Below are 27,000 nucleotides of genomic sequence, written 5' to 3'. Positions count from 1 at the left end.
TGAACGAAACGGCGCCGGGGCGGGGCTCGCCGCCGGCGCGCGGGGGGCTCGGCCGGGCCGGCCGGGCCGTTGGCTCACTTCATTGCCGCGCCCATGGCCTGCCGCACCAGCTCTTCCTCCGCCTCGGCGAGCAGCGCCTCGTTGGCCTCGCCGCCCACGCTCTCGCGGCCGATCTCCAGGAGCACCGGCACCGCGAGCGGCGACACCCTCTCCAGAGGCTGGTGCACGATCTTGCCCTTGATCCGCGCCAGCATCTCGCCGAGCCGCTTGACGTCCAGCAGCCCGGTCGCCGCGTCCGCCCGCGCGGCTTCGAGCAGCAAATGGCCGGGCTCGTGCCGGCGCAGCACGTCGTAGATCAGATCGGTGGAGACGGTGACCTGGCGCTGGGTCTTCTCCTTGCCGGGAAAGCGCCGCTCGATCAGGCCGGCGATCACCGCGCAGTGGCGGAACGTGCGCTTCATCAGCGCGCTCTCGGCGAGCCAGGCCTCGAGGTCGTCGCCCAGCATGTCCTGGTCGAACAGTTGGGCGAGCGAGAGCCGGCCCTGGCTGATCGCGCCCCCCATGTCGCCGGTGCCCCACACCGCGAGCGCATAGTCGTTGGCGACGAACCCCATGGGCTTCAGCCGCGCCCGCTCGAGGCGCCGGGTCAGGAGCATGCCGAGGGTCTGGTGGGCGAGGCGGCCCTCGAAGGGATAGGTAACGAGATAGTGAACGTCGGCGCGGGCGAAGCTCTCCACCAGGAGGTCGTCGCGGCCCGGCAGGCGCGAGCGGGCGCGCTGCAGCTCGAGCCACGCGCGCACCTGCATGGGCAGGGATATCCAGCGCTCCGGCGCGGCAAGAAGCGCGCGGACACCGGCGGCAAGAAAGGTGGAGAGCGGGAACTTCCCGCCCGCATAGGCCGGCACCCGCGGTTCCTTGGCGGCGCTGCGGGAGACGTAGACCTGGTCCTCCACCAGCGCCTCGTAGCGCAGGATTTCCCCTGCAAAGACAAAGGTATCGCCGGGAACCATGGTCTCGACGAAATACTCCTCCACCTCCCCCAGCATGCGCCCGCCGAACCGCACCCGCCCCTTCGCCCCGCGCCCCGAAACCAGCCGGACCTTCAGCATCGCCGCTTCCACGATGGTCCCGACATTCAGCCGATACGCCTGCGCGATCATAGGGTTGGAGACGCGCCAGAGGCCCTCTTTGGTGCGCCGGATCTTGGCGTAGCGCTCATAGGCCTTGAGCGCGTAGCCGCCGGTGGCGACGAACGCGACCGCGGCGTCGAAGTCGTGGCGCGGCAAGTCCCGGTAGGGGGCGGCGGACGTGACTTCGCCATAAAGGAAATCGGCGTCGAACGGGGCCGCGCAGGCCATCCCGAGAATGTGCTGCGCCAATACGTCCAAAGCGCCCCGGCGCTCGGGCGGGGTGTCCTGCGCGCCCGCTTTCACCGCCTCCAAAGCGGCCCGGCATTCCAGCACTTCGAAGCGGTTGGCGGGGATCAGCACGGCGCGCGAGGGCTCGTCGAGCCGGTGGTTGGCGCGGCCGATGCGCTGCATCAGGCGCGAGGCCCCCTTGGGCGCGCCGACATTGATCACGAGGTCCACATCGCCCCAGTCGATGCCGAGGTCGAGCGAGGAGGTGGCCACCACCGCCTTCAGCCGCCCCGCCGCCATGGCGGCCTCCACCTTGCGGCGCTGCTCCACGGCGAGCGAGCCGTGGTGCAGCGCGATGGGATGGCTCGCCTCGTTGATGCGCCACAATTCCTGGAACAGGAACTCCGCCTGCCAGCGGGTGTTGACGAACACCAGCGAGAGCTTGTTCTGGCCGATCAGCTCATAGATCTCGGCCAGCGCATGATGGGCGGTGTGGCTCGCCCAGGGCATGGTCTGCCGGCTCTCCAGCATGGTGATGTCGGGCGCGGCCCCGCCCGCGGCCACCACCAGATCGGCGAGCGGGACCCCGCTGCCCTGCGGCACCAGATAGCGCCTCAAATCGTCCGGCGCGGCCACGGTGGCGGAGAGGCCGACGCATTGCAGCCCCGGCGCGATCGCCCGCAGCCGGGCGAGGGCGAGCGACAGCAGGTCGCCGCGCTTGGAGGTGACGAGCGCGTGCAGTTCGTCCAGCACCACGCGCTTGAGGCCGCCGAAGAGGTGGGCGGCATCCTTCGAGGCCAGCAGCAGCGAGATCTGCTCGGGCGTGGTCAAAAGGATGTCCGGCGGGTCGCGACGCTGGCGCTGCCGGCGCGCCGACGGCGTGTCGCCGGTGCGGGTCTCGATGCGGATGGGAAGGCCCATCTCGGCCACCGGCGCCTCGAGATTGCGGGCGATGTCCACCGCCAGCGCCTTCAGTGGCGAGATGTAGAGCGTGTGCAAAGGCGAGGGCGGGCGCTCGGCCTGCCAGCGGGCGAACGGGATGGCGGCGGGCGCGACCCCGCCGGGACCAGGATCCCCGTCGTCCGCCACACCTTCGCCTGTCTTCTCCCGCGAGGCGGCGGCGCGCGCCGCGACCGGTCCCTTTTTCGCTCCGGCCGCGCTCAGCTCGACCAGGGTGGGCAGGAAGCCGGCGAGCGTCTTGCCGGCGCCCGTCGGCGCGATGAGCAGCACCGAGCGGCCGGCCGCGGCGGCTTCCAGCAGATCGAGCTGGTGCGCGCGGGGCGTCCATCCGCGCGCGCGGAACCACTGGCGGAACGCGGGGGGAAGGGCGGCCTCGGCCCTGGGCGCGGTATTCGACACGCCTTCAAAGATAGGGCGCGCGCCCAAGTTTCGCGATGGCGGCCTTAATCGCCCGTCAACCGTCTGCACCGCATGGTGCCGGCCTGCGTTTTCCCGCGTGGAGTATTGCGTCCCATGATGTCCCGCGCCGACCGGACCGTCCTCAGCGAATGGTGGTGGACGGTGGACCGGGCCCTGCTCGCCGCCCTCTTCGGCCTGATGATCATCGGCATCATCCTGTGCCTCGCGGCGAGCCCCGCCGTGACCGCCCGCATCGGCATCGAGGACCCGTTCCACTTCGTGAACCGCCAGCTGGTGTTCCTGGCGCCAGCGGTGGGGGTGCTGCTCCTGACCTCCTTCCTCACCCCGCGGGCGCTGCGGCGCACCTGCATCGGGGTGTTCGCCCTGTTCTTCGTGCTGCTGCTCGCGACCCTGGTACTCGGCCCGGAGGTGAAGGGCGCGCGGCGCTGGCTCACCCTTGCCGGCATCACCGTGCAGCCGTCCGAATTCATCAAGCCGGCGTTCGTCGTCCTCACCGCCTGGCTGTTCGCGGAGAGCTCGAAGCGGCCGGAGATGCCGGCGCGCCTGCTCGCCATGGCGCTGCTGGCGGGCGTGCTGGCGCCGCTGGTGCTGCAGCCGGACTTCGGCCAGAGCCTGCTGGTCTGCCTGGTCTGGGGCGCCCTGTTCTTCCTCGCCGGCCTGCGCTGGATCTGGGTGGTGGGCCTCGCCGGGACCGGCGCCGGGGCGGGCATGCTCGCTTATCTGACCGTGCCGCACGTGCAGAAGCGCATCAGCCGCTTCATCAATCCTGATTCCGGCGACACCTACCAGATCGAGGCGGCGCTCAACTCGTTCCGCAATGGCGGCTGGTTCGGCACCGGGCCGGGCGAGGGCACCGTGAAGCGCATGCTGCCGGATGCCCATACCGACTTCGTCTTCGCCGTGGCGGGCGAGGAGTTCGGCATCATCCTCAACCTCATCATCCTGGCGCTGTTCGCCTTCATCATCCTGCGCTCGCTCCGGCGCGCCATGGACGAGAGCGACCCGTTCGCGCGCTTCGCCATCACCGGGCTCGCTTTGCTGTTCGGCCTCCAGGCCTCCATCAACATGGCGGTGAACGTGCATATCGCCCCCGCCAAGGGCATGACGCTGCCCTTCATCTCCTATGGCGGCTCCTCGTTGATCTCGCTCGCCTTCGGCATGGGCATGCTGATCGCGCTGTCGCGCAAGCGCCCCGGCGCCGCCGCCCTCGCCGCCTTGAGCGAGCCGCGCCGGAAGATGGAGAAGCGCGGCGTGGAGACCGCGGGGCCGGAGCCGGTTCCGGCCGCATCCTGAGGCGATTTCCACCCTGGCGCGCGCCGGGGTAGAACTGGGCCGCGATCCCGCCGAGGATCGGGCAAGGGGACGAGATACCTTGAGCGAGCTCGTGCTTCTCGCCGCCGGCGGCACCGGCGGCCACCTGTTTCCCGCCGAGGCGCTGGCCGGGGTGCTCAGCGCGCGCGGGCTCACGGTGGACCTCGCCACCGACGCGCGGGCCGCCCACTATGCCGGCCATTTCCCGGCGCGGGAACTGCACGTCTTGCCGGCCGACACGGTGCGCGGGCGCTCCGCCGCCTCGCTCGCCCGCACCGGCATCGCCCTCGTCTCCGGCCTGGTGTCCGGGCTGGCCTTGATGCGGCGGGTGAAGCCGGCCTGCGTGGTCGGCTTCGGCGGCTATCCCACCGTGCCGCCGCTGCTCGCGGCCTCGATCTGCGGCGTGCCGAGCGCCATCCACGAGGCGAACGGCGTCATGGGGCGGGCGAACCGCATGCTGGCGCGCCGGGTCGCGGCCATCGCCACCGGCTTTCCCGGCCTGTGCCGCACCGACCCGATGCTCGACGCCAAGGCGGTGTGGACCGGCAACCCGCTGCGGCCCGCGGCGGTGGCCGCCGCCGCCATCCCCTACGACCCGCCGGTGCCCGGCGGTCCGCTCAAGCTCCTGGTGTTCGGCGGCAGCCAAGGCGCCCGCGTGATGTCCGACGTGGTGCCGGATGCGGTCGCCCGCCTCGGCGCCGATCTGCGCGCGCGCCTCGACATCGTCCAGCAGGCCCGCGAGGAGGACGCGGCGCGCGTCACCGCGGCCTATGCCGCCCTCGGCGTAAGGGCGGAGATAAGGACCTTCTTCGACGATCTGCCCGCCCGCATGGCGGCGAGCCACCTTGTCGTCTCCCGCTCCGGGGCGGGCACCGTGGCCGAGCTTTCCGCCATCGGCCGGCCCGCCATCCTGGTGCCGCTGCCCCATGCCCTCGACCAGGACCAGGCGGCCAACGCCCGCACGCTCGCCGACGCCGGCGGCGCCAAGGTGCTGCGCCAGGTGGAGTTCGAGCCCGAGCGCCTGGCGCTGGAGATCCACACCTTCGCCGACGAACCGAACGCATTGACGCAGATGGCGGACAAGGCCAAAAGCCAGGGACTGCTCGACGCCGCCGAGCGCCTGGGCGACCTGGTCCAGCACCTGGCTGGCGGCGGCACGGTGAAGACCTTCAAGGGAATGCGCGCATGAAGCTGCCGTCCGGCCTCGGAGCCATCCATTTCGTCGGCATCGGCGGCATCGGCATGAGCGGCATCGCCGAGGTGCTGAGCAATCTCGGCTATACGGTGCAGGGTTCCGACGCCACCGAGAGCGCCAACGTCAAGCGGCTGCGCGACCACGGCATCAAGGTCACCGTGGGGCACGACGCGGCCAATCTCGGCAATGCCGAGGTGGTGGTGGTCTCCTCCGCCATCCGACGCGACAATCCAGAGCTCACCGCCGCCCGCGCCAAGCGCCTGCCGGTGGTGCGCCGCGCCGAGATGCTGGCGGAGCTGATGCGGCTGAAGAGCTGCGTGTCGATCGCCGGCACCCACGGCAAGACCACTACCACCTCGCTGGTGGCGACCCTGCTGGAGGCGGGCGCCTTCGACCCCACGGTCATCAATGGCGGCATCATCAACGCCTACGGCACCAACGCCCATCTCGGCCAGGGCAACTGGATGGTGGTGGAGGCGGACGAGAGCGACGGCACCTTCCTGAAGCTGCCCACCGAGGTCGCCATCGTCACCAATATCGACCCCGAGCACCTCGACCACTTCAAGACCTTCGACAAGGTGCAGGAGGCCTTCAAGGCGTTCGTGGAGAACGTGCCGTTCTACGGCTTCGCGGTGATGTGCATCGACCATCCGGTGGTGCAGGCGCTGGTGGGCCGCATCGAGGACCGGCGCGTCATCACCTATGGCGAGAACCCGCAGGCGGACGTGCGCCTGGTGGATGTGGACCTGAAGGGCGGCGTCACCAAGTTCGGCGTCGTGTTCCGCGACCGCGCCGGCAAGGTGGTGCACGAGATCAAGGGCCTGCGCCTCCCCATGCCGGGCAAGCACAACGCCCTCAACGCCACCGCCGCCATCGCCGTGGCGCACGAGCTCAAGGTGCCGGACGCACGGATCGTCGAGGCGATCTCCCGCTTCGGCGGCGTGAAGCGGCGCTTCACGCGCACCGGAGAGTGGAACGGGGCCGCCATCTTCGACGATTACGGCCACCACCCGGTGGAGATCGCCGCCGTGCTGCGCGCCGCCCGGGCGGCGAGCGAAGGTCAGGTGATCGCGGTGGTGCAGCCGCACCGCTACACCCGGCTCGCCTCGCTGTTCGACGAATTCTGCACCTGCTTCAACGATGCCGACCACGTCATCGTCGCCCCGGTCTATGCCGCCGGCGAGATGCCCATCGAAGGCGCGGACCGGGACCATCTGGTGGCCGGGCTGGTGGCCCACGGCCACCGCAGCGTGACGCCGCTCGGCGGGCCGCAGGATCTGGCCGGCATCGTCGCCGGCCTCGCCCGGCCCGGCGACTACGTGGTCTGTCTCGGCGCCGGCAACATCACCCAATGGGCCTATGCGCTGCCGGGCGAGCTCGAGGCGTTGAAGCCGGCGGCGTGAGGCCGGCGGCCGCCTCCGTGGCACCTGGACCGCCCATCGCGCGGCGGAACGGCGACGCCGCGCCCCATGGATCGCCCGAGGGCACCTTGGCCGGCAAAGAGTGGTATCCCGCCGCCGCCGCGGGGGCGCCCCGGCGTGCCATAGGAAGGCGGGCCAGGCGCCCTCCCGCAGCACGCAATTCCGCCGCGTTCGGCAGCCGCCCCGCCACCAAAAGACCGCGCCTTTGCGCTACAGTGTTTTCAAGACGTTCCAGCGATTCGAGACACAAAAATGGCCGAACCCGTCCCCGCCGCCTCTCCCGACGATTACGGCGCGAAATCCATCCAAGTTCTCAAGGGCTTGGATGCGGTTCGCAAGCGTCCGGGCATGTATATCGGCGACACGGACGACGGCTCGGGCCTGCACCACATGGTCTATGAGGTGGTGGACAACGCCATCGACGAGGCGCTGGCCGGCTGGGCCAAGGAGGTCACCGTCACGCTGGAGGCCGACGGCTCGGTGACCGTCACCGACGACGGGCGCGGCATCCCCACCGACCTCCATCCGGAGGAAGGGGTCTCCGCCGCCGAGGTCATCATGACCCAGCTGCATGCCGGCGGGAAGTTCAACCAGAATTCCTACAAGGTCTCCGGCGGCCTGCACGGGGTCGGCGTCTCGGTGGTGAACGCGCTGTCCACCACCCTCGACCTCACCGTCTGGCGCGACGGAAAGGAGCACTTCATACGCTTCCGCCACGGCGACGCGGAAGCGCCGCTGAAGGTGGTGGGCCCGGCGCCGGCCGGCAAGCGCGGCACCAAGGTCACGTTCACGCCCAGCCCGCTGACCTTCACCCACATCGCGTTCGACTACGCCACGCTGGAGCACCGGCTGCGCGAGCTCGCTTTCCTTAATTCCGGCGTGCTCATCGTGCTGACCGACAGGCGCACCCCCGAGGTGAAGCGCGAGGAGCTGCACTATGAGGGCGGCGTCGAAGCGTTCGTGAAGTATCTCGACCGCTCGAAGTCGGCGCTGCTCCAGAAGCCCATCGTGATCCGCGCCGAGCGCGACGGCATCACCGTGGAAGCCGCCCTTTCGTGGAACGACGGTTATCACGAGAATGTTCTGTGCTTTACCAACAACATTCCGCAGCGTGACCGCGGCACCCATTTCACGGGCTTTGCCGCGGCGCTGACCCGGCAGGTGATCGGCTACGCCAATGCCTCCGGAATCTCCAAGAAGGAGAAGGTGGATCCCACCGGCGAGGATTGCCGCGAGGGTCTCACCGCGGTCCTCTCGGTGAAGGTGCCGGACCCGAAATTCTCCTCCCAGACCAAGGACAAGCTGGTCTCCTCCGAGGTCCGCCCGGTGGTGGAGAGCCTGATCGGCGAGGCGCTCTCCAACTGGTTCGAGGAAAACCCGGCGGAGGCCAAGAACGTGATCGGCAAGGTGGTGGAGGCCGCCGCCGCCCGCGAGGCCGCGCGCAAGGCGCGTGATCTGACCCGCCGCAAGAGCCCGCTCGACGTCGCCTCGCTGCCCGGCAAGCTCGCCGACTGCCAGGAGAAGGACCCGGCCAAGTCCGAAATCTTCATCGTCGAGGGCGACTCGGCCGGCGGCTCCGCCAAGCAGGGCCGCGACCGCGCCTTCCAGGCGGTGCTGCCGCTGCGCGGCAAGATCCTCAACGTCGAGCGCGCGCGATTCGACAAGATGCTGTCCTCCGAGCAGATCGGCACCCTCATCACCGCGCTCGGCACCGGCATCGGCCGCGACGACTTCGACATCTCGAAGCTGCGCTACCACAAGATCATCATCATGACGGACGCCGACGTGGACGGCGCCCACATCCGTACCCTGCTGCTCACCTTCTTCTTCCGGCAGATGCCGGAGATCGTGGAGGCCGGGCATCTCTTCATCGCCCAGCCGCCGCTCTACAAGGTGGCGCGCGGCAAGTCCGAGACCTACCTGAAGGACCTGCACGCGCTCGAGGACTATCTCATCACCGCCGGCCTCGACGAGGCCGCGCTGCATCTCACGTCCGGCGAGGTGCGCGCCGGCGCCGACCTCGCCCAGGTGGTGGAGGTGGCGCGCCAGTTCCGCGCAGCGCTGAACGCGCTCCACCCGCGCTACAAGAAGGCGGTGGCCGAGCAGGCCGCGCTCGCCGGCGCGCTGGAGGCGGAGGCCCTCAAGGCGGAGGGCATCGCGGCGGCCGTGGCCGAGGTGGCGCGCCGGCTCGACGCGCTGGCGGACGAGACCGAGCGCGGCTGGACCGGCACCGCCGACGAGGCCGGCTACACCTTCTCGCGCACCGTGCGCGGGGTGCAGGAGGTGGCGCGGCTCGACGCCGCCTTCCTCGCTTCGCCCGATGCGCGCCGCCTCGCTTCGCTCGCGCGCGACCTCGACGGGGTGTTCGCCGGCGCGGCGACGCTCAAGCGCAAGAGCGACGAGCATGTCCTGTTCGGCGCGGTGGACCTGTTCGACGCGGTCACCGACACCGGCCGCAAGGGCCTGTCCTTGCAGCGCTACAAAGGCCTCGGCGAGATGAATCCGGGCCAGCTCTGGGAGACCACGCTCGACAAGACCGCCCGCTCCTTGCTCCAGGTGAAGATCAAGGAAGTGGACGCGGCCGACGATCTGTTCAACCGCCTCATGGGCGATCTGGTGGAGCCGCGCCGCGAGTTCATCCAGGAGAACGCGCTCAAGGCCAGCGTCGACGTGTGAGCGCCGCGGCGCCGCCGGACCAAGGCGGGCCGCCCGGCCTCAGTGGCGCGAGAACAGGTCGCGCACCTGGCACAAGGCGGTGGTGACGTCGAAGCGCCGGTCCGGCAGCGCCGCCCCCTCGAGGATCTTCCGGAGCGCGGTGGCGGGATCGCGCTCGCCAGTCAGCAGCACCTCGGCGCCGCGCGCCTTCATGTGGCGCAGGAATCCGTCGCCCGCACTGCCGGCCACCACCAACGCGACCCCGTCCAGCGGATGGGCCCGGTCGTCGGCGAAATGGTGGAACACCTGGTCCTTCTCGAGCTCCACCCGGTCCGGTTCCGGGAGCGGGCTTTCCGGACCGTGGCCTGCCGGGTCCGCGCCCGAGAGATCGTAGACCAGCCAGCGCCGCGCCTTGCCCGCATGGCCGCCGACCGAGACCCAGTCAGCGGTCGGGATCGCAATTTTCATGGGATTGGCCGCTCCCCTCGCTCAAGCTTCGACAAAAAGCAGAGCATGCCCAAGGGGGCGGCGCCATCCGGTGCATTGCGGATCGACCGGCGGCGGGAACGGAGCGCGAATGCCAGCCGCGCCGCGATTCGGACCCGCTGCGTTCCCGGGCCGTTCCCGATCGGGCGCCGACGCGTCCCGTTCCGGGACGCGCATTTCAGTCCCGCACCAGCGCGAAGCGCAGCAGGAGGGTGCGCTGAAGCGGGTTGAAATTGTCGTCCGAGACGATGGTGAGCAGCATCTCCCCGGCGGTGTTCGTCGAGATGGCGAGACCCTCCATGTTGTCGATCTCGTAGCCCATGTCGAAGCTGCCGAGCAGCGCGCCATCGATCACCGCGCCGGGCTTCACCTCGGCGAGCGCAAAGCGGCGCAGGCGCATCTTCACGCCGGTGGCGCGGGTGTAGTGGCGCTCCAGGAGGATCACGTCCCCGTCCGGCGTGAGCGCCGCGTCGGTGGCGGCGAAGGCATCGTGCCGCCGGATCGTGAAGCTGCCCGGCGTCGGCCCGCCGACGATGAAGCCGTCGAGCACGTCGGCCCGCGTCGCGCTCTCTTCGGAAATGCCCACGAGGGCACCCTTGAGCGGACCGGCGGGGACATGAAACAGGGTTTCCAGGCCCCTGTTCACGGCCAGCGTGCGGACCGCCGGAGCGTCCACCCGCGCCCCGGAGGCCCCAAGCGGAAACCTCGGATAGCGCCAGATCTCGTTGCGCCCTTCGAACCCGACGAAGGCGGCATCCCGGGACAGGGTCAGGCTCTCGGCGTCCCCCTGTCCTGAAAAAGCGATCGGCTGGCCCCTCGCGTCGCGGATGGCAATGGCGCTCACGTCCGAGAGCCCGGTCGGCCGGTCGCCATCGAGGTCGAGCCGGCCTTCGAGGAACAGACCGGCGTCGGTCACGGCGAGGAAGCGCGGGCCGGCGTCCTCGAAGACGAAGCCGGAGATGCCGCCGAAGCCGGGAAAGGTCGAGCTGAGCACCAGCCCGCCGCGGAATTCGAGCGCCCCGAACCGCAGCCCCCGGTCGTGGAAGGAAAAGGACGCGAGGGGACGGGCCTCGACCGTCACCGGCACCTTCTCCTGCGGCTGCGCGCCCGGCTTGGTGAAGGCGGTGGCGGCGATGAGGCCCAAAAGCAGGCCGAGCGCGAGCACGCCGGCGCCCACGCGCCCCAAGGCCCAGCAAAGACGCGGCGCGACGGGCCAAACCATCGCCCGCCTCAGTGCAGCCGGCCGCGGCGCCCGACGGCCTCGTCGCCGAACAGCTCGGCGAGCTTCTCGGTCATGGCGCCGCCCAGTTCCTCGGCGTCGACGATGGTCAGCGCGCGCTTGTAGTAGCGGGTGACGTCATGGCCGATGCCGATGGCGATCAGCTCCACCGGCGAGCGGTTCTCGATCTGGCCGATGACGTGCCGCAGGTGCCGCTCCAGATAGTTGCCGGCGTTCACGGAAAGGGTGCTGTCGTCCACCGGCGCGCCGTCCGAGATCATCATCAGGATGCGCCGCGCCTCGGTGCGCACCAGAAGCCGCTGGTGCGCCCAGTCGAGCGCCTCGCCGTCGATGTTCTCCTTCAGCAGGCCTTCGCGCATCATCAGGCCGAGATTGCGCCGGGCGCGCCGCCAGGGCGCGTCGGCCGACTTGTAGACGATGTGGCGCAGGTCGTTGAGGCGCCCCGGCGCGGCGGGCTTGCCGGCGGCGAGCCAGGCCTCGCGGGACTGCCCGCCCTTCCAGGCGCGGGTGGTGAAGCCCAAGACCTCCACCTTCACGCCGCAGCGCTCCAGCGTGCGGGCGAGGATGTCGGCGCAGGTAGCGGCCACCGTGATGGGCCGGCCGCGCATGGAGCCGGAATTGTCGATCAGCAGGGTGACCACCGTGTCGCGGAACTCGGTGTCGCGCTCGCGCTTGAAGGAGAGCGCGGCGGTGGGATCGGTCACCACGCGCGAGAGCCGGGCCGGATCGAGGATGCCCTCCTCCAGGTCGAATTCCCAGGCCCGGTTCTGCTGGGCGAGAAGCTTGCGCTGGAGCCGGTTGGCGAGGCGCGCCACCACGCCCTGGAGGTGCGAGAGCTGCTTGTCCAGATAAGAGCGCAGGCGCGCCAGCTCCTCCGGGTCGCACAGCTCCTCGGCCGAGACCTCCTCGTCGAACTTGGTGGTGAAGGCGTGGTATTCCGGCCCCTTATTGTCATGACTCATGGAGGGGCGCGGCTGCCACGGCTCGGCCGGCTCGTCGCTGTCGCCCATGTCGTCGGCGTCGGGCATGTCGGCGGGCGGGGCGGCGTCGCTCTCCATGGCGCTCTCCGGCATCTCCTCCTGGGAGAGCTCGGCCTCCACCTCGGTGGCGCCCTGCTGACCGTCGTCCTCGCGGGCGTCGCCGTCCTCGCCGCTCTGGTCGTCCTGGCCGCCCTCGCCCTCGGCGTCCTGGTCCTCGCTCTCCGAATCGAGGCCGCTCTCCTCGCCCATGTCGAGCGAGGAGAGGAGGTCGCGGGCGATCTCGCCGAATTTCTTCTGGTCCTCCAGATTGTCGGCGAAGCGGGAGAGGTCGCCCGCGGCGCGCTCCTCGATGTAGTCGCGCCACAGATCGACGATCTTGCGCGCGTCCGCCGGCGGCGGCTCGCCGGTGAGGCGCTCGCGCACCATCAGGGCAATGGCGTCGGAGATCGGCGCGTCGGCGCGGTCGGAGATGTCGGCAAAATTGCCGCGGTGGTAGCGGTCCGCGAGCATGGCCGAGAGGTTGGTCTTCATGCCGGTCATGCGGTTGCCGCCGAGCGCCTCGACGCGCGCCTGCTCCACCGCCTCGAACACCGCCCGCGCGGTGTCGCCGGAGGGCAGCATCTTCCGGTGGGTGGCGGGGTCGTGGCAGGCGAGGCGCAAGGCGAGGGCGTCGGCATGGCCGCGCACGATCGCCGCGTCGCGGGCGGAGAGGCGGCGCGGCGGCTCCGGCAGGCGCACCCGGTCCGGCCCGAGCGCGGGCCGCTCGGCGGCGAAGGCGACCTCGAACTCGGCCACGCCAGCCACCGCCTTGAAGCAGGCCGAGACCGCGCGCTTGAAGGGCTCGACGGGCGCTTCCTTTGGACCCTTGGGGGTGGTGCGGTTGGTGGGGGCCATGTGCGGCTCTTCGTCAGCAAGACGGCCCGGCGCGAGGCCGGGCACGTCGGGGTCAGGACAAGGCGACGTTCACCGTGCTCTCGGGCAGCTCCTGCCCGAAGCAGCGCTGGTAGAACTCGGCCACCAGCGGGCGCTCCAGCTCGTCGCACTTGTTGAGGAAGGTGACCCGGAGCGCGAACGCGATGTCGCGGAAGATCTCCGCATTCTCGGCCCAGGTGATGACCGTGCGCGGGCTCATCACGGTCGAGAGGTCGCCATTGATGAAGGCCGAGCGGGTGAGGTCGGCGAGGCGCACCATGCGGTTCGCCGTGTCGCGCCCTTCCGGCGTGCGCAGGTACTTCGCCTTGGCGAGCACGATGTCCACTTCCTTGTCGTGGGCGAGATAGTTCAGCGAGGTGACGATGGACCAGCGGTCCATCTGCGCCTGGTTGATCTGCTGGGTGCCGTGATAGAGGCCGGTGGTGTCGCCGAGGCCGATGGTGTTGGCGGTGGCGAACAGGCGGAAGGCGGGGTGGGGGCGGATCACCCGGCTCTGGTCGAGCAGGGTCAGGCGGCCGGAACTCTCCAGCACGCGCTGGATCACGAACATCACGTCCGGGCGGCCGGCGTCGTACTCGTCGAACACCAGAGCGATGTTGTTCTGATAGGCCCAGGGCAGGATGCCGTCGCGGAACTCGGTCACCTGCATGCCGCCTCTGACCACGATGGCGTCCTTGCCGATCAGATCGATGCGGGAAATGTGGCTGTCGAGGTTGATGCGCACGCACGGCCAGTTGAGCCGCGCCGCCACCTGCTCGATATGCGAGGACTTGCCGGTGCCGTGATAGCCGGTGACCATCACCCTGCGGTTGTGGGCGAAGCCGGCCAGGATGGCGAGGGTGGTGGTGCGGTCGAACAGATAGTCCGGGTCGAAGTCCGGCACGTGCTCGTCCGGCTCCGAGAAGGCCGGCACCTCCATGTCGATGTCGATGCCGAAGGTCTGGCGCACCGACACCTTCATGTCCGGGGTAGGCGCTTGGGTCTCGGTGGCACTCATAAAACCTCCGTGGGCACGCCCTGCGCGCCGCCTGCTGCTCTTGCTTCGCCGTGGCGCGCCCGCGGGCGCGCCGTGGCCGTTGGATCCGACCGTTCCTGAGGACCGGTCAGCAAAATCCCGCCTGTTTCAGGCTGTTGTAGGCCTGGATCACGTTCCGCAGCCGGTCCTCGGCCGAGCGGTCCCCGCCATTGGCGTCGGGATGGTGCAGCTTCACCAGGGACTTGAAGCGCGCCTTGATCTCGCCCGCGCCGGCGGACATTTCGAGGCCCATCACCTCGAGCGCCCGGCGCTCGGCGGTGCGGATGGTGCGCCCTTCTGCCTCGCGCCGCTCCGGCTGCACGGTTTCGCCGAATTCGGAGGCGAAGCCGAACGGATCGCCGTAGCCCGCCGCGCGGAAGCCGGCCGAGGCGGCGCCGTGGGGGCTTCCGGGCGCGCCTGGTTTGGCGCCCATGGTCCAGGTGGGACGATGGCCGGTGAGCGCGTCCTTCTGGTAGGCGCAGACCGCGTCATCGGTCATGCCGGCGAAATAGTTGTAGGACTGGTTGTACTCGCGCACATGGTCGAGGCAGAAGCGCCAGTACTGGCCCTCCCGGTGCCGCCCCTTGGGCGCGCGGTGGGTCCCCGCCTGGGCACAGCCCGCCCATTCGCAGCACGCGATCTGCGTGGTGCGGCGCGTCCGGTCGTCGCCGGGCTTGACGCGGATGCGGTCGAAGAGCGGGGAGTCGAGTTTCATGGCGGTCGATTATGCGGGCCGCTCTGCGGCACCGCAAGAAATTGAGAGGGAGGCAGGTCCGGGCCGCTGAGCGGCGTCGGCCGCCCGCATGGATGGCAGCACGGGCGCAAGGCACATATAGTATGCGAACGGCGACCGCGCCATCGGCGCGGGCCATTGCCGCCGGCAGCTTTGCTTCACAGATTGGTTCGGTCATGAGCGAAACGCATCTTTCCACCATCCGCCAGACCCTCGAGCAGGGCCTTAGCCCGCTTGCGCTCGACCTCGTGGACGAGAGCCACAAGCACGCCGGCCACGCGGGCGTGCGCCACCTGGAGCGCGGCCCGGCCGGGCGCGGCGACGGCAGCGTCACCCACATCCGCGTGCGGGTGGTGGCGGAAGGCTTCTCCGGCAAGAGCCGCATCGAGCGCCACCGCATGGTGAACGCCCTGCTCCAGGGCGAGATCGCCAAGGGGCTGCACGCCATCACCATCGAGGCCAAGGCGCCGGGAGAATAGATCCGCCATGCGCGCTGCGGGGATCGCCGAGGAAGGCGCGCTCGTCCTGTTCTCGGGCGGGCAGGATTCCACCACCTGCCTCGCTTACGCTCTGGAGCGCTTCGGCACCGTCGAGACCGTCGGCTTCGATTACGGCCAGCGCCACCGCGTGGAGCTGGCGCGCCGGCCGGTGCTGCGCGAGGCGCTCGCCGGGCTGAAGGGCGATTGGGCGGCCCGTCTCGGGGCCGACCACCTGCTCGATTTGTCGGTGCTCGGCGCGCTGTCGGAGACCGCCCTCACCCGCAACGTCGCCATAGCGATGGAGGACAACGGCCTGCCCAACACCTTCGTGCCGGGCCGCAACATCGTCTTCCTCACCTTCGCCGCCGCGCTCGCCTACCGGCGCGGCCTGCGGCACATCGTCGGCGGCATGTGCGAGACCGACTTCTCCGGCTATCCCGACTGCCGCGACGACACCATCAAGGCGCTCCAGGTGGCGCTCAATCTCGGCATGGAGCGGCGCTTCGTGCTGCACACCCCGCTGATGTTCATCGACAAGGCCGAGACCTGGCGGCTTGCCGAGCACCTCGGCGGCGGCGCGCTCGTCGAGCTCATCGTCGAGGAGACCCACACCTGCTATCTGGGCGAGCGCGGCGAGCGGCGGGAGTGGGGCTACGGGTGCGGCACCTGCCCCGCCTGCAGCCTGCGCGCCGACGGATTTGCCCGCTATCGCTCCAGCCTGAAGGGCCCTTCCCGATGATCCTGCCCACCCGCTTCACGTGCGCGGCGCTCGCGCTGTCGGCCGTTCTCGCCGGCACCGCGCCGGCCCTGGCGCAGAGCTTCACCTGCGCCACCAACGCCGCGCCCGACGAGCGCGCCGTCTGCGCCGACTGCGACCTCGCCCAGCTCGATGTGAAAATGTCGGTGATGTACGACGTGCTCACCAAGACCTCGGCCATGGGCAATCGCGCGGACCTGCGCGATACCCAGCGCGCCTGGCTCGGCGCGCGCTCGGTCTGCGGCAGCGACGCCGTCTGCCTCCGCGGCGTCTATCGCGCGCGCATCGGCGAGCTGCAACGGCGCCTTGACGACCTCTATTCGCGCGGCCCGTTCTGAACGGCGACCGCGGCGCCCACCAGGCGAGGCCCTTGATGACCGCCGATCCCCGACGCGACGCCGCCGACGCCGGCGCCGGTTTCCAGCACGTGGAGACCTGGGTGTTCGACCTCGACAACACGCTCTATCCGGCCCGCCACGACCTGTGGGCGCAGATCGACGCCCGCATGAAGGCCTACATCACCGACCTTCTCGGCATCACACCGGAAGAGGCCTTCACGCTCCAGAAGGACTATTACCGCCGCTACGGCACCTCGCTACGCGGGCTGATGCTGGAGCATGGCGTCGACTCCGCGGCATTTCTCGCCCACGTCCACGACGTGGACCTTTCAGGCCTCGATCCGTCGCCACGGCTCGCGGCGGCCGTGGAGGCGCTGCCGGGCCAGAAGCTGGTCTACACCAACGGCTCGGAACGCCACGCCCGCAACGTGCTGGAGAAGCTCGGCATGGGCGGGCACTTCGCGGCGGTGCACGACATCGTCGCCGCCGAGTTCCACCCCAAGCCCACGGAGGAGGCCTATCTGCGCTTCCTGAGGGCGCACGGCGTGGAGCCGCGCCGCGCCGCCATGTTCGAGGACCTCGCCCGCAATCTCGAAGTGCCGCACCGGCTCGGCATGACGACGGTTCTGGTGGTCGCGCCGGGCGAACGAATCGAGGCGCGCGAGAGCTGGGAGTTCGAGGGCCGCGAGGCGGCCTATGTGGACCACGTGACCGACGATCTCGCCGGTTTCCTGGAGCGGATCGCCGCAGTTTAAGAGATTGCACTTGACGATCAACGGTTGAGCCTGCTGCCATGGCCCCGCGTGACTGGAGCCTTGAGCCTGCATCGACCGTGTCGAACTGCGCTTGACCGGGGTTCTGCGGTTTCGTTCGAGGGTGGGGCGAATCATCCGGATCGCATTCCTGCGCCTTCGATTTGCTCGAATTCGGCGGAATTTGATGCGAGCGACAGGATCGGGCGGGGCAGCCGGGCGGCGATGTGTCACACATGCGCGCCGGGCATTCGTGCCAATCTCGATCGAGGCGGCGCCAATCTTGGATTTCGCGGCTTCTCTTGCATGACTGCTGACAGCCTGGCCTGGGTCGATCTGGTTCAGGTTCCACTTCTCGTGGTGGATGCCGGAGACGGACGCATCGTGCGCGGCAATCTGCGCGCGCGCAGCCTGCTCGGATCGCTCGATCTTCAAGGAGACCTGGCCGATTTCCTGGGCGCCTACGCCGCCGGGCGGCTCAAGCCGCTGATCTCCGGCGAAGTCGAGAACGCCAGCGAGCTGGTACTCTATTGTCGCACGCGGTCCGGCCTCGCCACGCTCGGCTTCAAGCCGGCCCGCATCCCCGAGCAGAATCTGTGCGTGCTAACCCTGCGGCCGCATGCGGCCGAGGCCGCCAGCCAGAAGCGCGCCGGGCCGAGCATCGAGAATTTCGGCGTGATGCTCGAGGAGATCGTCCGCTCGCTGCCGGTGGGCGTCGAGATCTACGACGGAAATTTCCGGGAGCTGTTCTGCAACACGGTCTCCGACGAGCTGTTCGGCTACGAGTATCAGGGCCACCTGCCGCACCACGACGATTGGTGGGAGCGCGGCTTTCCGGACGATGCCGCCCGCGCCCGCGCGATCCGCGAATGGCGCGACAGGTGCGAGCAGGTGCGCGCCCGGCCCGGCGAGGTGCAGCGGGCGGAATGGGAGGTGCTCTGCCGCGACGGCGCCCGCCGCACGGTGCAATTCCGCTTCCGCTTCATCGGCTCGACCTACATCGTCGTGTTCTGGGACGTCACCGAGCGCCGGCGCCTCGAGGAGGAGCTGCGCCATCTCGCGGGCACCGACGAGCTCACCGGCCTCAACAACCGCCGGCGCTTCTTCGAGGAGGCGGAGCGCGCCTTCTCCGCGGCGCTCTCGGCGGCGACGCAGATGTCGATCCTCATGCTCGACATCGACCATTTCAAATCCATCAACGACCGCTACGGCCATGCGGCCGGCGACAAGGTGCTCTCCGAGATGGCCAGGCGCTGCGCCGGGGCGCTGCGGGCGGGGGATCTGGCGGCGCGGGTGGGCGGCGAGGAATTCGCCATCCTTCTGCCGTGCACCGATGCCGAAGGCGCCGAGCTGGTGGCGCAGAAGCTGCTCTCGGCCATCCGCGCCGAGCCGGTCCAGGTGAACGGCACCGTGCTCGCGGTCCATGCCTCGATCGGCGGCACCTTCCGCCTCGCCGACGACCGCACGGTGGCGACGCTGATCGAGCGCGCCGACCGCGCGCTCTACGCCGCCAAAGGCGGCGGCCGCAACCGGGTGGTGGTGCTGCCGCGCTTCTACGACGAAGCCGCCCCGGCCAAGCCGCGCCAGACCAGACGCAAGAGCTCGGAGCAGCAATGACGGCCGCCGGTGCGCCGGTGCGGGCGCTCACCCGAGGCGAGGTGGAGCGCGCCGTGGACTGGGCCGCGCGCGAGGCCTGGAATCCCGGCCTTGCCGACGCCGACGCGTTCCTCGCGCAGGATCCCACCGGCTTCCTCGGACTGTTCGAGCCGGACGGCCGCCTCGCCGCCACCCTCTCGGCGGTGACCTATGAGGGTGGCTTCGCCTTCCTCGGCTTCTACATCTGCCGACCGGACCTGCGCGGCCGTGGCTTCGGCCTCGCTTTGTGGCGGCAGGCGATGGCCCGGCTCGACGGCCGGGTGGTCGGGCTCGACGGCGTGGTCGCCCAGCAGGCGAACTATGCCCGCTCGGGCTTCGGCCTCGCGCACCGCAACGTGCGTTTCGGCGGCGCCGCCCGCCTCGGCGCAGCCGAGCTTGGCGCAGCCTTGCCCGGCGCGGCCATCCGGCCCATCGGGCCGGAGCTTTACCCGGCGGTCGCCACCTATGATCTCGGCTGCTTCGGCTATTCCCGGCCGGCCTTCCTTGGGGCCTGGCTCCGCCCGCCTTTCGGCCGTTCGCTGGCGCTGGTGGAGGACGGCGCCGTGCGCGGCTACGGGGTGGTGCGGCGCTGTCGGGAGGGCGCCAAGATCGGCCCGCTGTTCTGCGACCATGCCCCCGGCGCCCGCGCGCTGCTGGGCGCCCTCGCGCAGGCGGCGGGCGCGGGGCCGATCTTCCTCGATGTGCCGGAGCCCAACCGTGCCGGCGCGGCGCTCGCCGCCGAGATCGGCCTTGCCCCGGTGTTCGAGACCGCCCGCATGTACCGCGGGCCGGCGCCCGATCTGCCGCTCGCCCGGATCTTCGGCATCACCACGTTCGAGCTCGGCTGAAGCGGTCTTTTCCCTTGGCGCGGCGCGCCTTATGGTTCCGGCGCGGGCAGGCAGAGGGCGGACCGGCAGACCATATGACCTCACGGCTCTATTGGCTCTCCACGGGCGCGGCGCTCGCCGCCGGGCTCGGTCTCATCCTCGCCGACCCCGCCCCGCTCGCGGACCTGCGCAACGGCCTGTTCGACCTCTACCAGCGCGCCGCGCCCCGGCCCTACGACCCGGAGGCGCCGGTGAGGGTGGTGGACATCGACGACGCCTCCCTCGCCCGCGAGGGCCAGTGGCCCTGGCCGCGGGCCAAGCTCGTGAGGCTGGTGGAGCGCCTGGCCGAGCAGGGCGCGGCGGCCGTGGCGTTCGACATCACCTTCTCCGAGCCCGACCGGCTCGACCCCGCGGCGGTGGCGGCCCAGCTGCCGGAAGGCGTGCGCGCGGCCGTGACCTCCGCCCTCGCCGGCCAGGAGACGGGCGACGTTTTGTTCGCCCGCGCCCTGCGCACCCTGCCCTCGGTGCTCGGCGCGGTGCTGACCGGCCGCGGGCCGCAGACCGCGCTGCCCGCCAAATGGGGGATCGCGGCGGCGGGCGACGACCCGCTCGCCTTCCTGCCCCGCTTTGCCGCCGTGGTGGCGCCGCTGCCGGCGCTCGCCGAGGCCGCCGCCGGCATCGGCGCGCTGAACTGGCTGCCCGACCGCGACCAGGTGGTGCGGCGCGTGCCGCTGCTGCTGGGGCTCGGCACGCAGGTGGTGCCGAGCCTTTCGGCCGAGGCGCTGCGCGTGGCGCAGGGGGCCTCCACCTACGTGGTGCTGTCGTCGAACGCCTCCGGCGAGCAGGCCTTCGGCACCTCCACCGGCATCGTCGCGGTGAAGATCGGCGCCGTGGAGGCGCGCACCGACGCCCAGGGCGAGGTGCGGGTGCGCTTCTCGCCCTCGGACCCGCGCCGCTTCATCCCCGCGCACGCGGTGCTCGACGGCTCGGCGGACCGCGCGGCGCTGGAGGGCCGCATCATCCTCGTCGGCACCAGCGCGGCGGGCTTGCAGGACACGCGGGCGACGCCGCTCGACGCGGCGGTGGCGGGCGTGGAGATCCAGGCTCAGCTGATCGAGCATCTGGTCGCGGGCGCCAATTTGGTGCGGCCGGACTGGTCGCGCGGCGCCGAACTGCTGCTGGCGGCGGGCCTCGGCCTGCTGCTGGCGCTGGCGCTGCCGCGCGTGCCGCCACTGGTGGCCGGCCTCGGCAGCCTCGCTGTGCTGCTCGCGCTCGGCGCGGCCTCCTTCCTGGCTTTCACGCGGCTTGATCTTCTGATCGATCCCCTGGCGCCGGGGGCGACCGCGCTCGCGGTCTATCTGGTCGGCGTGTTCGCGCTCTATCGCGAGGAGCAGCGCCAGAAAAGGTGGGTGCGCGCGGTGTTCGGCCGCTTCGTCTCGCCCGATGTGGTGTCGAAGCTCGCCGCCGATCCCGCGCGCCTCGTGCTCGGCGGCGAGACGCGCCAGATCACGATCCTGTTCTGCGACCTGCGCGATTTCACCACGCTCTCGGAAACCATGGACGCGCAGGCGCTCACCCGCTTCATGCACGCTTATCTCACCCCCATGACCGAGGTGGTTTTGGCCCATGGGGGCACCATCGACAAATATATCGGCGACGCCATCATGGCGTTCTGGAACGCGCCGCTGGACGATCCGGACCACGCCCGCAACGCCACCCTCTGCGCCCTCGCCATGAGCGCCCGGCTCGAGGCGCTCAATGCAAGCTGGCGCGCGCAGGCGGAGCGCGAGGGCCGGCCCCATCATCCGGTGCGCTGCGGCATCGGGCTCGCCACCGGCCCGTGCTGCGTCGGCAATCTCGGCTCCGACCAGCGGCTGGAATATTCCTGCCTCGGCGACGACGTGAATCTCGCCTCGCGCATCGAGGGCGCCACCAAGGCCATGCGCACCGACATTCTGGTCGCGCAGGCGACGCGCGAGGCGGCCCGCGGCCTTGCCTTCCTCGAGGCGGACGTGCTGACGCTGAAGGGCAAGACCAAAGCGAGCCAGCTTTACCTGGTGGCGGGTGATGCCGCCTTCGCCGCCTCGCCGGGCTTCGAGGCCATCGCCCGCCGTCACCGCGCATTGATCGGCGCGCTGGGCGCCGGAGACCGCGCGAGCGCCCGCCAGCTCGCCGAAGGCCTGATGGCGGAGGCGCCGGAACGTCTTGCGCGCTTCTACGGCCTCTGTCTGGAGCGCGCGGTGGCGGCGCCGGTGGCGGGAACGGCCTGACGGCGCGGCGCCCTCTGGCACGCGGAACGCGCCCAGCACCCCGCCTGGGCGGGTCCGGCGTAAATAGTTGCCTTAGGAAAATAAAATGTCTCGGAAACGACGAGGGTAGTTTCCGCGGCTAATGACCACCGCAGCGTTACCGCTTGTCTCGGATCCCGAGCGGCCTCACCATGGGTTCGGGATTACTGGGAGGCATGTCATGCGAGGACTGAAGATCGCCCTGGCGCTCGCCTTGGCCCTGAGTGTTTCCGCCTGTTTCGAGGGAGCACAGGGGCCGGCCGGGCCCGCCGGTCCTGCGGGACCAGGCGGCGCGGCGGGCGCGGCCGGACCCACCGGTCCTGCGGGGCCTGCTGGTCCCACCGGGCCCACGGGCCCCGCCGGTCCTGCCGGTCCTGCGGGTCCGGTCGGCCCGCAGGGCGCCGCCGGCGCGCCGGGCGCCGCGGGCATCACTCTGCGCGCCGCCGCCTGCCCGGCGGCCGGCTGCCGCGCCAGCTGCGAGAGTGGCGAGAGCTTCCTCGGCGGCTATTGCGTGAACGAGCAGCGCGGCCTCCAGCACCTCGGCGCGGTTTCCGCCCAGGAGGGCAAGCTGGAAGTGGAGTGCTTCCACCCGGTCAAGCAGGTGGTGGCCGTCTGCCTGAAGCCGTGAGCGCGGACCGCTCCGCCGCATGACAAGCGGAGCGGTCCCTCCCGCGGCGAGAGCCCATCCGGCCGGAGCCACTCCGGCCGGCCGGCGCCTCAGCCGCGCCGGCGCAGAATCTTGAGGCGGCCGAGCAGCTCCGCCACCGCCTCGGGCGGCAAATGCGCGATCTCGCGGGAGATCAGGTTGGCGAGTTCGGTGGCCTGGGGCGAAAGGCCCGCCGTGTCCACCGTCACCTTGGGGTGGGAGACCTCGGCGAGACGCGCCAGATCCTCGGCCTCGTCCCAGATCACGTTGAAATAGGCGATGACCCGCTGCACCAGCGCCCAGGTGGGCCGGCCGCGCCGACCGTTTTCCAGCGCCGAGAGATAGGTGGGGCTCACGCCGAGGGCGTGGGCCATCTGCGTCAGCGTCACCCCCTTTTGTGCGCGCAGGTCGCGCACGCGGCGGCCGAACGGCGTCATGGGCGCCTCCCTCCCTGCCGGGCCCGGAGCCGGATCCGGCTCCAAGGCCTCGCTTGCGGGAGGGAAGCCGATTCGCGCGCCAACCACAAAGCCGGAGGCGCCGCCGGACGGGGCGCCGGCCCGGGGTCGTCGGAAAGCCGCCCCGGCCGGCTCGGACGCGCCGGTCCGGCGGGCAACCGTCCCGCCCGATCAGGCCCGAGATCCATCAGGCCCTAGGAACCATCAGGCCCACGAGCCGTCGTCGTCGCCGCCCCAGTCGCCGCCGCTCTCGTCGAGGCCGGCGTCCTGGGCATGGTCCTGGCCCTGGTCGGGGTTCCAGAAATTGTCTTCGGCGCCCTGATTGCCGCCCAGCGCCTGCTCTGCGTCGGCGCCGAGATCGGTGCCGCCGGAGCCGGCATCGGCCTTGGGCATTTCCGCCGCCGCCGCCTGGGCCACCGGGCCGGAGCCGCCCGCGAGCATGCCCTTGATGCCGTCATAGAGCAGCGCGCCGCCGGCAACGCCCGCCGCGGTCGCGAGCGCGCCCTGCAGAAAGCCGCCGCCGCCGAAGCCGCCGCGCTGGGGAGCAGCCTGCTGGCCCCACGGGCCGGCCGGCGCGGCCGGCGGAAGCCCGCTTTGCTGGGCGTAGCCCGGCGGCACGCCCATCGGCGGCTGGCCATAGGGCTGGCCGGGGGCGGCGCGCCCTCCCGCCGAGGGCACCGACGAACGGCTGCCGCCGAACAGGCCGCCCAGGAAGCCGCCGCTCGATTGCGGTACGCGCTGATAATCCGCCTGCTCCTGCGCCGCCCGGGCCTGGGCCTCCAGCTCCTGTACGCGGGCATAGGCCTGCTGCAGCGCGTGCTCCTGCACCAGCACGGTCTGGGCGAGGGCATAGGTGGCATGGGGTGCCTCGGCGAGGCGGCGCGCGATCAGCGCCTCCGCGTCCGCGTCCCGCGGCTGGTTCTCGACGCCGCGCATGCGGTCGAACAGGCCGTCGATCAGGGCACGTTCCTCGGGGGTCATTTCCGTCTCCGGTCAGGTTGACGCAACCCATATGAGGATGCCGCCGAGGCGCAGGAAGGGCGGCCAGATGAATTTTTGGTAACGTTACGTAAGGGAGGGCGCGCTCTATTCCGCAGCGTCCGCTCCGGCCTTGGCCTCGGCTGTTGCGCCGGACATGCCGAAGCGCCGGGCCACATAGTCCTCCACCAGCTGGCGGAACTCGCTCTGGATGTTGGGGCCGCGCAGGGTCACCGCCTTCTTGCCGTCGATGAAGACCGGAGCGGACGGGGTCTCGCCGGTGCCGGGAAGCGAGATGCCGATGTCGGCGTGCTTGCTCTCCCCCGGCCCGTTCACGATGCAGCCCATCACCGCCACGTTCAGCGTCTCGACGCCGGGATAGCTCTGCTTCCACACCGGCATGCGCTCGCGGATCATGGTCTGCACGCTCTGCGCCAGCTCCTGGAACACGGTGGAGGTGGTGCGCCCGCAGCCCGGGCAGGCCGCCACCAGCGGCACGAAGGTGCGCAGGCCCATGGTCTGCAGGATCTCCTGCGCCACCTGGACCTCCAGCGTGCGGTCGCCGTTGGGCTCCGGCGTGAGCGAGACGCGGATGGTGTCGCCGATGCCGGCCTGGAGCACCACGCCCATGGCGGCGGTGGAGGCCACCACCCCCTTCGAGCCCATGCCCGCCTCGGTGAGGCCGAGATGGAGCGCGTAGTCGGAGCGGCGCGACAGCTCGGAATAGACGGCGATCAGATCCTGCACCGCCGAGACCTTGGCGGAGAGGATGATGCGGTCGCGCCCGAGGCCGATCTCCTCGGCGAGCGCCGCCGAGAGCAATGCCGAGCGCACGAGCGCCTCGCGGGTCACCGCGCGCGCCTCGGCGGGCCTCGGCAGGCGGGCGTTCTCGTCCATCAGCGTGGTGAGCAGCTCCTGGTCGAGCGAGCCCCAATTGGCGCCGATGCGCACCGGCTTGTCGTGGCGGATCGCGGTCTCGACGATGGCGGCGAACTGCCGGTCCTTCTTGTCGCCGAAGCCCACATTGCCGGGATTGATGCGGTATTTGCCCAGCGCCTCGGCGCACGCCGGATGGTCGGCCAGGAGCTTGTGGCCGATATAATGGAAGTCGCCGACGACGGGCACGTCGACGCCCATCTTGAGCAGCTTCTCCTTGATGTGGGGCACCGCGGCCGCCGCCTCGTCGCGGTCGACCGTGATGCGCACCAGCTCGGAGCCCGCGCGGGCGAGCGCCGCCACCTGGCGCACCGTGCCGGCGATGTCCGCTGTGTCGGTGTTGGTCATGGACTGGACCACCACCGGGGCGCCACCGCCCACCATCACCTTGTCGACGGCCACGCCCACGGTCGCGCGGCGCGCGGCGGGGCCGGCCTCGAGCAGCTCATTCGGAACCACGGGGGCGCTGTCGGTCATGGGTGCCTCGGGCCGGTCCTTGAGCCCGGCCCGCCTTCGCGGCGGGCCGGCGCCTTCGAGGTAGGCCCGCTCCAGGCGGGCGTCAACTGCCCCGCGGCGCGCGCCCGCCGCATGGACAGGGTGAATTTCGGCAGAAACTTGACAATACCGTGGCATCGTGCGCCGCACCGGGAAACATTCGGACACGGGTTGGAAAAAATTCGTCTCCACTTCATCCTATTTCTGACGCAGCAGCTTGAAACCGTACTCTCCCTAGCCAGTGCAACGGCACACCAAAAGCTGGAGATGGGAAAATCACAACTTGTGACTTGTGCGCTTTTCCAGTCGTAAAAGCAATTGGAGCGTGCACACGAGGTGGAGATATTGTATATGCACCAGCCGTCATCGGTCGAACGCGACGCGCCGGCATCATCCGGCCTCCAGCCCGCCCGCCTCCGGAAGCTGCTGGGCAGCCTCGACCGCCGTGACCTCCGGCGCATCGCGGGGCGCCTGCCCTGGCGCCCGCTGCTGACGGTCGCCATCGCCGCCGGCGCAGCGGCGATGGCAGCGAGCCACATCCCTCCGCGCGAGCGGCTGCGGCTGCAAGCAAAGCTCGGCTCCTACGTCTCCACCGCCCCGATGCTCCTGGTGGGCGACAGCATCTCCCGCCAGGCGGGGCCCGGCGAGCTGTGTGGCGCGCCGGTCTTCAACGCCGCCGTGCCCGGGGACCGGGTGGCCGACCTCGTGGCCGACGCCGCGGCCTACGCCGCGCGGCTGACGGCGGCGCGGACGGTGGTGATCGCCATCGGCGCGAACGACGCCTGGCCGGGCCACCGGGATCTGGAGGGCTGGGTTGCCGACTACCGAAAGCTGGTCGCGCTCTATGCCGGCCGCCAGCTGGTGCTGGTGGAGATCAATCCGCCCGACATGGGCGTGCCGATGTTCGTGAAGCTCCTCGATCTCGACTTCATCGCCGGCGCCAACGCGGCCATCCGGACGATCGCTGCGGAAACCGGGGCGCGGCTGGTGCCGGCGCCGGCGCGGGTGCCCACCCGCGACGGCCTGCACCCGACGCCCGCGGGCATCGAGCTGTGGCGCAGCCGCCTGGTCCAGGTGACGTGCACCTAGGGCTGCTCGGACACCGCGGAACACGAGGCGGCGCGCCGGATCACTGGGGCGCGGCGTCCGCCTCGCGGCACCGGACGCACAGGCCGGCGATCTCCAGCACCCGCTGGCGCGGCGTGAAGCCGGACGCGCGGGCCGCCCAGGCGAGGTCGCGGCCCACCGCATGGGAGGACACCTCCTTCGTCAGCCCGCACCGCTCGCAGATGAGGAACACCACCACCTCGTCCGCCTCGTGGGCATGGGCGCAGGCCAGAAAGGCGTTGCGGCTCTCGATGCGGTGGGCGAGGCGCTCCGCCACCAGGAAGTCGAGCACCCGGTAGACCGACATGGGCGGCACGTTCTCTCCGTCCCGGGCGAGGCGGTCGACGATCTCGTAGGCGCCGAGCGGCACGTGGCTCTGCGCCAGGATGCGCATGACATGGCGCCGCAAGGGCGTGAGGCGCAGCCCCTTCTCGGCGCAGCACGCTTCCATCCGCGCCACCGCGCCGGCAACGCACTGGTCGTGGTCATGGTCGTGTGCTTCGGGCGGACCCGGCGAGGCGCTCGCGGACATGGAGGGAATATAAGAGAGCCCGGTGCGGGGCCAAAGGGCAAATCCCTGCCTTGCGCTCGGCGCGCTGG

General features: G+C 70.8%; 23 protein-coding genes. 13 read left to right on the top strand and 10 right to left on the bottom strand.

Annotation, left to right across the window (positions count from 1 at the left end; genetic code table 11):
• Window positions 1-74: 74 nt before the first annotated feature.
• Entirely contained in the window at window positions 75-2,717 is a 2,643-nt protein-coding gene (locus tag ABLE88_RS14820) for a ligase-associated DNA damage response DEXH box helicase (protein WP_348832457.1), read from the bottom strand.
• Between the two features lie 114 nt (window positions 2,718-2,831).
• Between ABLE88_RS14820 and ftsW the strand changes: the two genes are divergently transcribed.
• The 4 genes from ftsW (at window position 2,832) to gyrB (ending at window position 9,341) form a co-directional block, all read left to right on the top strand.
• Window positions 2,832-4,031 carry a putative lipid II flippase FtsW gene (ftsW, locus tag ABLE88_RS14815; RefSeq protein WP_348832456.1) on the top strand — a complete coding sequence of 400 codons (1,200 nt, stop codon included), beginning with the start codon at window positions 2,832-2,834 and terminating at the stop codon, window positions 4,029-4,031.
• Between the two features lie 79 nt (window positions 4,032-4,110).
• Window positions 4,111-5,238, top strand: coding sequence for an undecaprenyldiphospho-muramoylpentapeptide beta-N-acetylglucosaminyltransferase (gene murG, locus ABLE88_RS14810; protein ID WP_348832455.1), 1,128 nt, complete (start codon window positions 4,111-4,113; stop codon window positions 5,236-5,238).
• Entirely contained in the window at window positions 5,235-6,647 is a 1,413-nt protein-coding gene (murC, locus tag ABLE88_RS14805; RefSeq protein ID WP_348832454.1) for a UDP-N-acetylmuramate--L-alanine ligase, read from the top strand. Before murG ends, murC begins: the two co-directional genes overlap by 4 nt.
• Window positions 6,648-6,917: 270 nt before the next feature.
• Window positions 6,918-9,341: a DNA topoisomerase (ATP-hydrolyzing) subunit B gene (gyrB, locus tag ABLE88_RS14800; RefSeq protein WP_348832453.1), complete on the top strand. Its 2,424-nt coding sequence runs from the start codon at window positions 6,918-6,920 to the stop codon at window positions 9,339-9,341.
• Between the two features lie 39 nt (window positions 9,342-9,380).
• Here the strand turns inward: gyrB and ABLE88_RS14795 are convergent, their stop codons facing one another.
• From ABLE88_RS14795 to ABLE88_RS14775, 5 genes are all read right to left on the bottom strand, one after another.
• Window positions 9,381-9,788, bottom strand: coding sequence for a NifB/NifX family molybdenum-iron cluster-binding protein (locus ABLE88_RS14795; protein WP_348832452.1), 408 nt, complete (start codon window positions 9,786-9,788; stop codon window positions 9,381-9,383).
• Between the two features lie 196 nt (window positions 9,789-9,984).
• Complete coding sequence (locus ABLE88_RS14790) at window positions 9,985-11,028, bottom strand: esterase-like activity of phytase family protein (protein ID WP_348832451.1); 1,044 nt, start codon at window positions 11,026-11,028, stop codon at window positions 9,985-9,987.
• Between the two features lie 8 nt (window positions 11,029-11,036).
• On the bottom strand, window positions 11,037-12,920 hold the full coding sequence (gene cobT, locus ABLE88_RS14785; RefSeq protein ID WP_348832450.1) for a cobaltochelatase subunit CobT: 1,884 nt from the start codon (window positions 12,918-12,920) through the stop codon (window positions 11,037-11,039).
• Between the two features lie 52 nt (window positions 12,921-12,972).
• The gene (gene cobS, locus ABLE88_RS14780; RefSeq protein ID WP_348832449.1) at window positions 12,973-13,956 is read right to left on the bottom strand and encodes a cobaltochelatase subunit CobS; all 984 of its coding nucleotides are present in this window, start codon (window positions 13,954-13,956) and stop codon (window positions 12,973-12,975) included.
• Window positions 13,957-14,062: 106 nt separating this feature from the next.
• On the bottom strand, window positions 14,063-14,689 hold the full coding sequence (locus tag ABLE88_RS14775; RefSeq protein ID WP_348832448.1) for a J domain-containing protein: 627 nt from the start codon (window positions 14,687-14,689) through the stop codon (window positions 14,063-14,065).
• A gap of 194 nt (window positions 14,690-14,883) precedes the next feature.
• Between ABLE88_RS14775 and ABLE88_RS14770 the strand changes: the two genes are divergently transcribed.
• The 8 genes from ABLE88_RS14770 (at window position 14,884) to ABLE88_RS14735 (ending at window position 22,411) form a co-directional block, all read left to right on the top strand.
• Window positions 14,884-15,186, top strand: coding sequence for a BolA family protein (locus tag ABLE88_RS14770; protein WP_348832447.1), 303 nt, complete (start codon window positions 14,884-14,886; stop codon window positions 15,184-15,186).
• Window positions 15,187-15,193: 7 nt separating this feature from the next.
• Window positions 15,194-15,925, top strand: a complete 732-nt coding sequence (queC, locus tag ABLE88_RS14765; RefSeq protein WP_348832446.1) for a 7-cyano-7-deazaguanine synthase QueC — start codon at window positions 15,194-15,196, stop codon at window positions 15,923-15,925.
• Window positions 15,922-16,281 (top strand): lysozyme inhibitor LprI family protein, encoded by a 360-nt coding sequence (locus ABLE88_RS14760; RefSeq protein WP_348832445.1) that lies wholly within the window; start codon window positions 15,922-15,924, stop codon window positions 16,279-16,281. The genes queC and ABLE88_RS14760 overlap by 4 nt, the downstream gene beginning before the upstream one ends.
• A gap of 35 nt (window positions 16,282-16,316) precedes the next feature.
• Window positions 16,317-17,036: a pyrimidine 5'-nucleotidase gene (locus ABLE88_RS14755; RefSeq protein WP_348832444.1), complete on the top strand. Its 720-nt coding sequence runs from the start codon at window positions 16,317-16,319 to the stop codon at window positions 17,034-17,036.
• 303 nt (window positions 17,037-17,339) lie between these two features.
• A complete protein-coding gene (locus ABLE88_RS14750; RefSeq protein ID WP_348832443.1) occupies window positions 17,340-18,650 on the top strand; it encodes a GGDEF domain-containing protein in 1,311 nt (436 codons plus the stop codon).
• The gene (locus ABLE88_RS14745; RefSeq protein WP_348832442.1) at window positions 18,647-19,516 is read left to right on the top strand and encodes a GNAT family N-acetyltransferase; all 870 of its coding nucleotides are present in this window, start codon (window positions 18,647-18,649) and stop codon (window positions 19,514-19,516) included. Before ABLE88_RS14750 ends, ABLE88_RS14745 begins: the two co-directional genes overlap by 4 nt.
• A gap of 74 nt (window positions 19,517-19,590) precedes the next feature.
• Window positions 19,591-21,765 (top strand): CHASE2 domain-containing protein, encoded by a 2,175-nt coding sequence (locus ABLE88_RS14740; RefSeq protein ID WP_348832441.1) that lies wholly within the window; start codon window positions 19,591-19,593, stop codon window positions 21,763-21,765.
• Between the two features lie 199 nt (window positions 21,766-21,964).
• Window positions 21,965-22,411 carry a hypothetical protein gene (locus tag ABLE88_RS14735; protein WP_348832440.1) on the top strand — a complete coding sequence of 149 codons (447 nt, stop codon included), beginning with the start codon at window positions 21,965-21,967 and terminating at the stop codon, window positions 22,409-22,411.
• Window positions 22,412-22,500: 89 nt separating this feature from the next.
• Here the strand turns inward: ABLE88_RS14735 and ABLE88_RS14730 are convergent, their stop codons facing one another.
• The 3 genes from ABLE88_RS14730 to ispG all read right to left on the bottom strand — a co-directional run bounded on the left by ABLE88_RS14730 (window position 22,501) and on the right by ispG (window position 25,275).
• Window positions 22,501-22,866 (bottom strand): helix-turn-helix domain-containing protein, encoded by a 366-nt coding sequence (locus ABLE88_RS14730; RefSeq protein ID WP_348832439.1) that lies wholly within the window; start codon window positions 22,864-22,866, stop codon window positions 22,501-22,503.
• 222 nt (window positions 22,867-23,088) lie between these two features.
• Window positions 23,089-23,865 carry a DUF2076 domain-containing protein gene (locus ABLE88_RS14725; RefSeq protein ID WP_348832438.1) on the bottom strand — a complete coding sequence of 259 codons (777 nt, stop codon included), beginning with the start codon at window positions 23,863-23,865 and terminating at the stop codon, window positions 23,089-23,091.
• A 105-nt stretch (window positions 23,866-23,970) separates the two neighbouring features.
• Entirely contained in the window at window positions 23,971-25,275 is a 1,305-nt protein-coding gene (gene ispG / locus ABLE88_RS14720; protein WP_348832437.1) for a flavodoxin-dependent (E)-4-hydroxy-3-methylbut-2-enyl-diphosphate synthase, read from the bottom strand.
• Between the two features lie 369 nt (window positions 25,276-25,644).
• On the opposite strand from ispG, the gene ABLE88_RS14715 reads away from it, so the two are divergent.
• The gene (locus ABLE88_RS14715; RefSeq protein WP_348832436.1) at window positions 25,645-26,382 is read left to right on the top strand and encodes an SGNH/GDSL hydrolase family protein; all 738 of its coding nucleotides are present in this window, start codon (window positions 25,645-25,647) and stop codon (window positions 26,380-26,382) included.
• A 40-nt stretch (window positions 26,383-26,422) separates the two neighbouring features.
• Here the strand turns inward: ABLE88_RS14715 and ABLE88_RS14710 are convergent, their stop codons facing one another.
• A complete protein-coding gene (locus tag ABLE88_RS14710; protein ID WP_348832435.1) occupies window positions 26,423-26,932 on the bottom strand; it encodes a Fur family transcriptional regulator in 510 nt (169 codons plus the stop codon).
• Between the last annotated feature and the right edge of the window lie 68 nt (window positions 26,933-27,000).

This window comes from Xanthobacter luteus (genome assembly GCF_040049235.1).
GTDB lineage: Bacteria > Pseudomonadota > Alphaproteobacteria > Rhizobiales > Xanthobacteraceae > Xanthobacter.
Note: the sequence above shows the minus strand (reverse complement) of the source record. Positions and strands in the feature narration are given on the sequence as shown.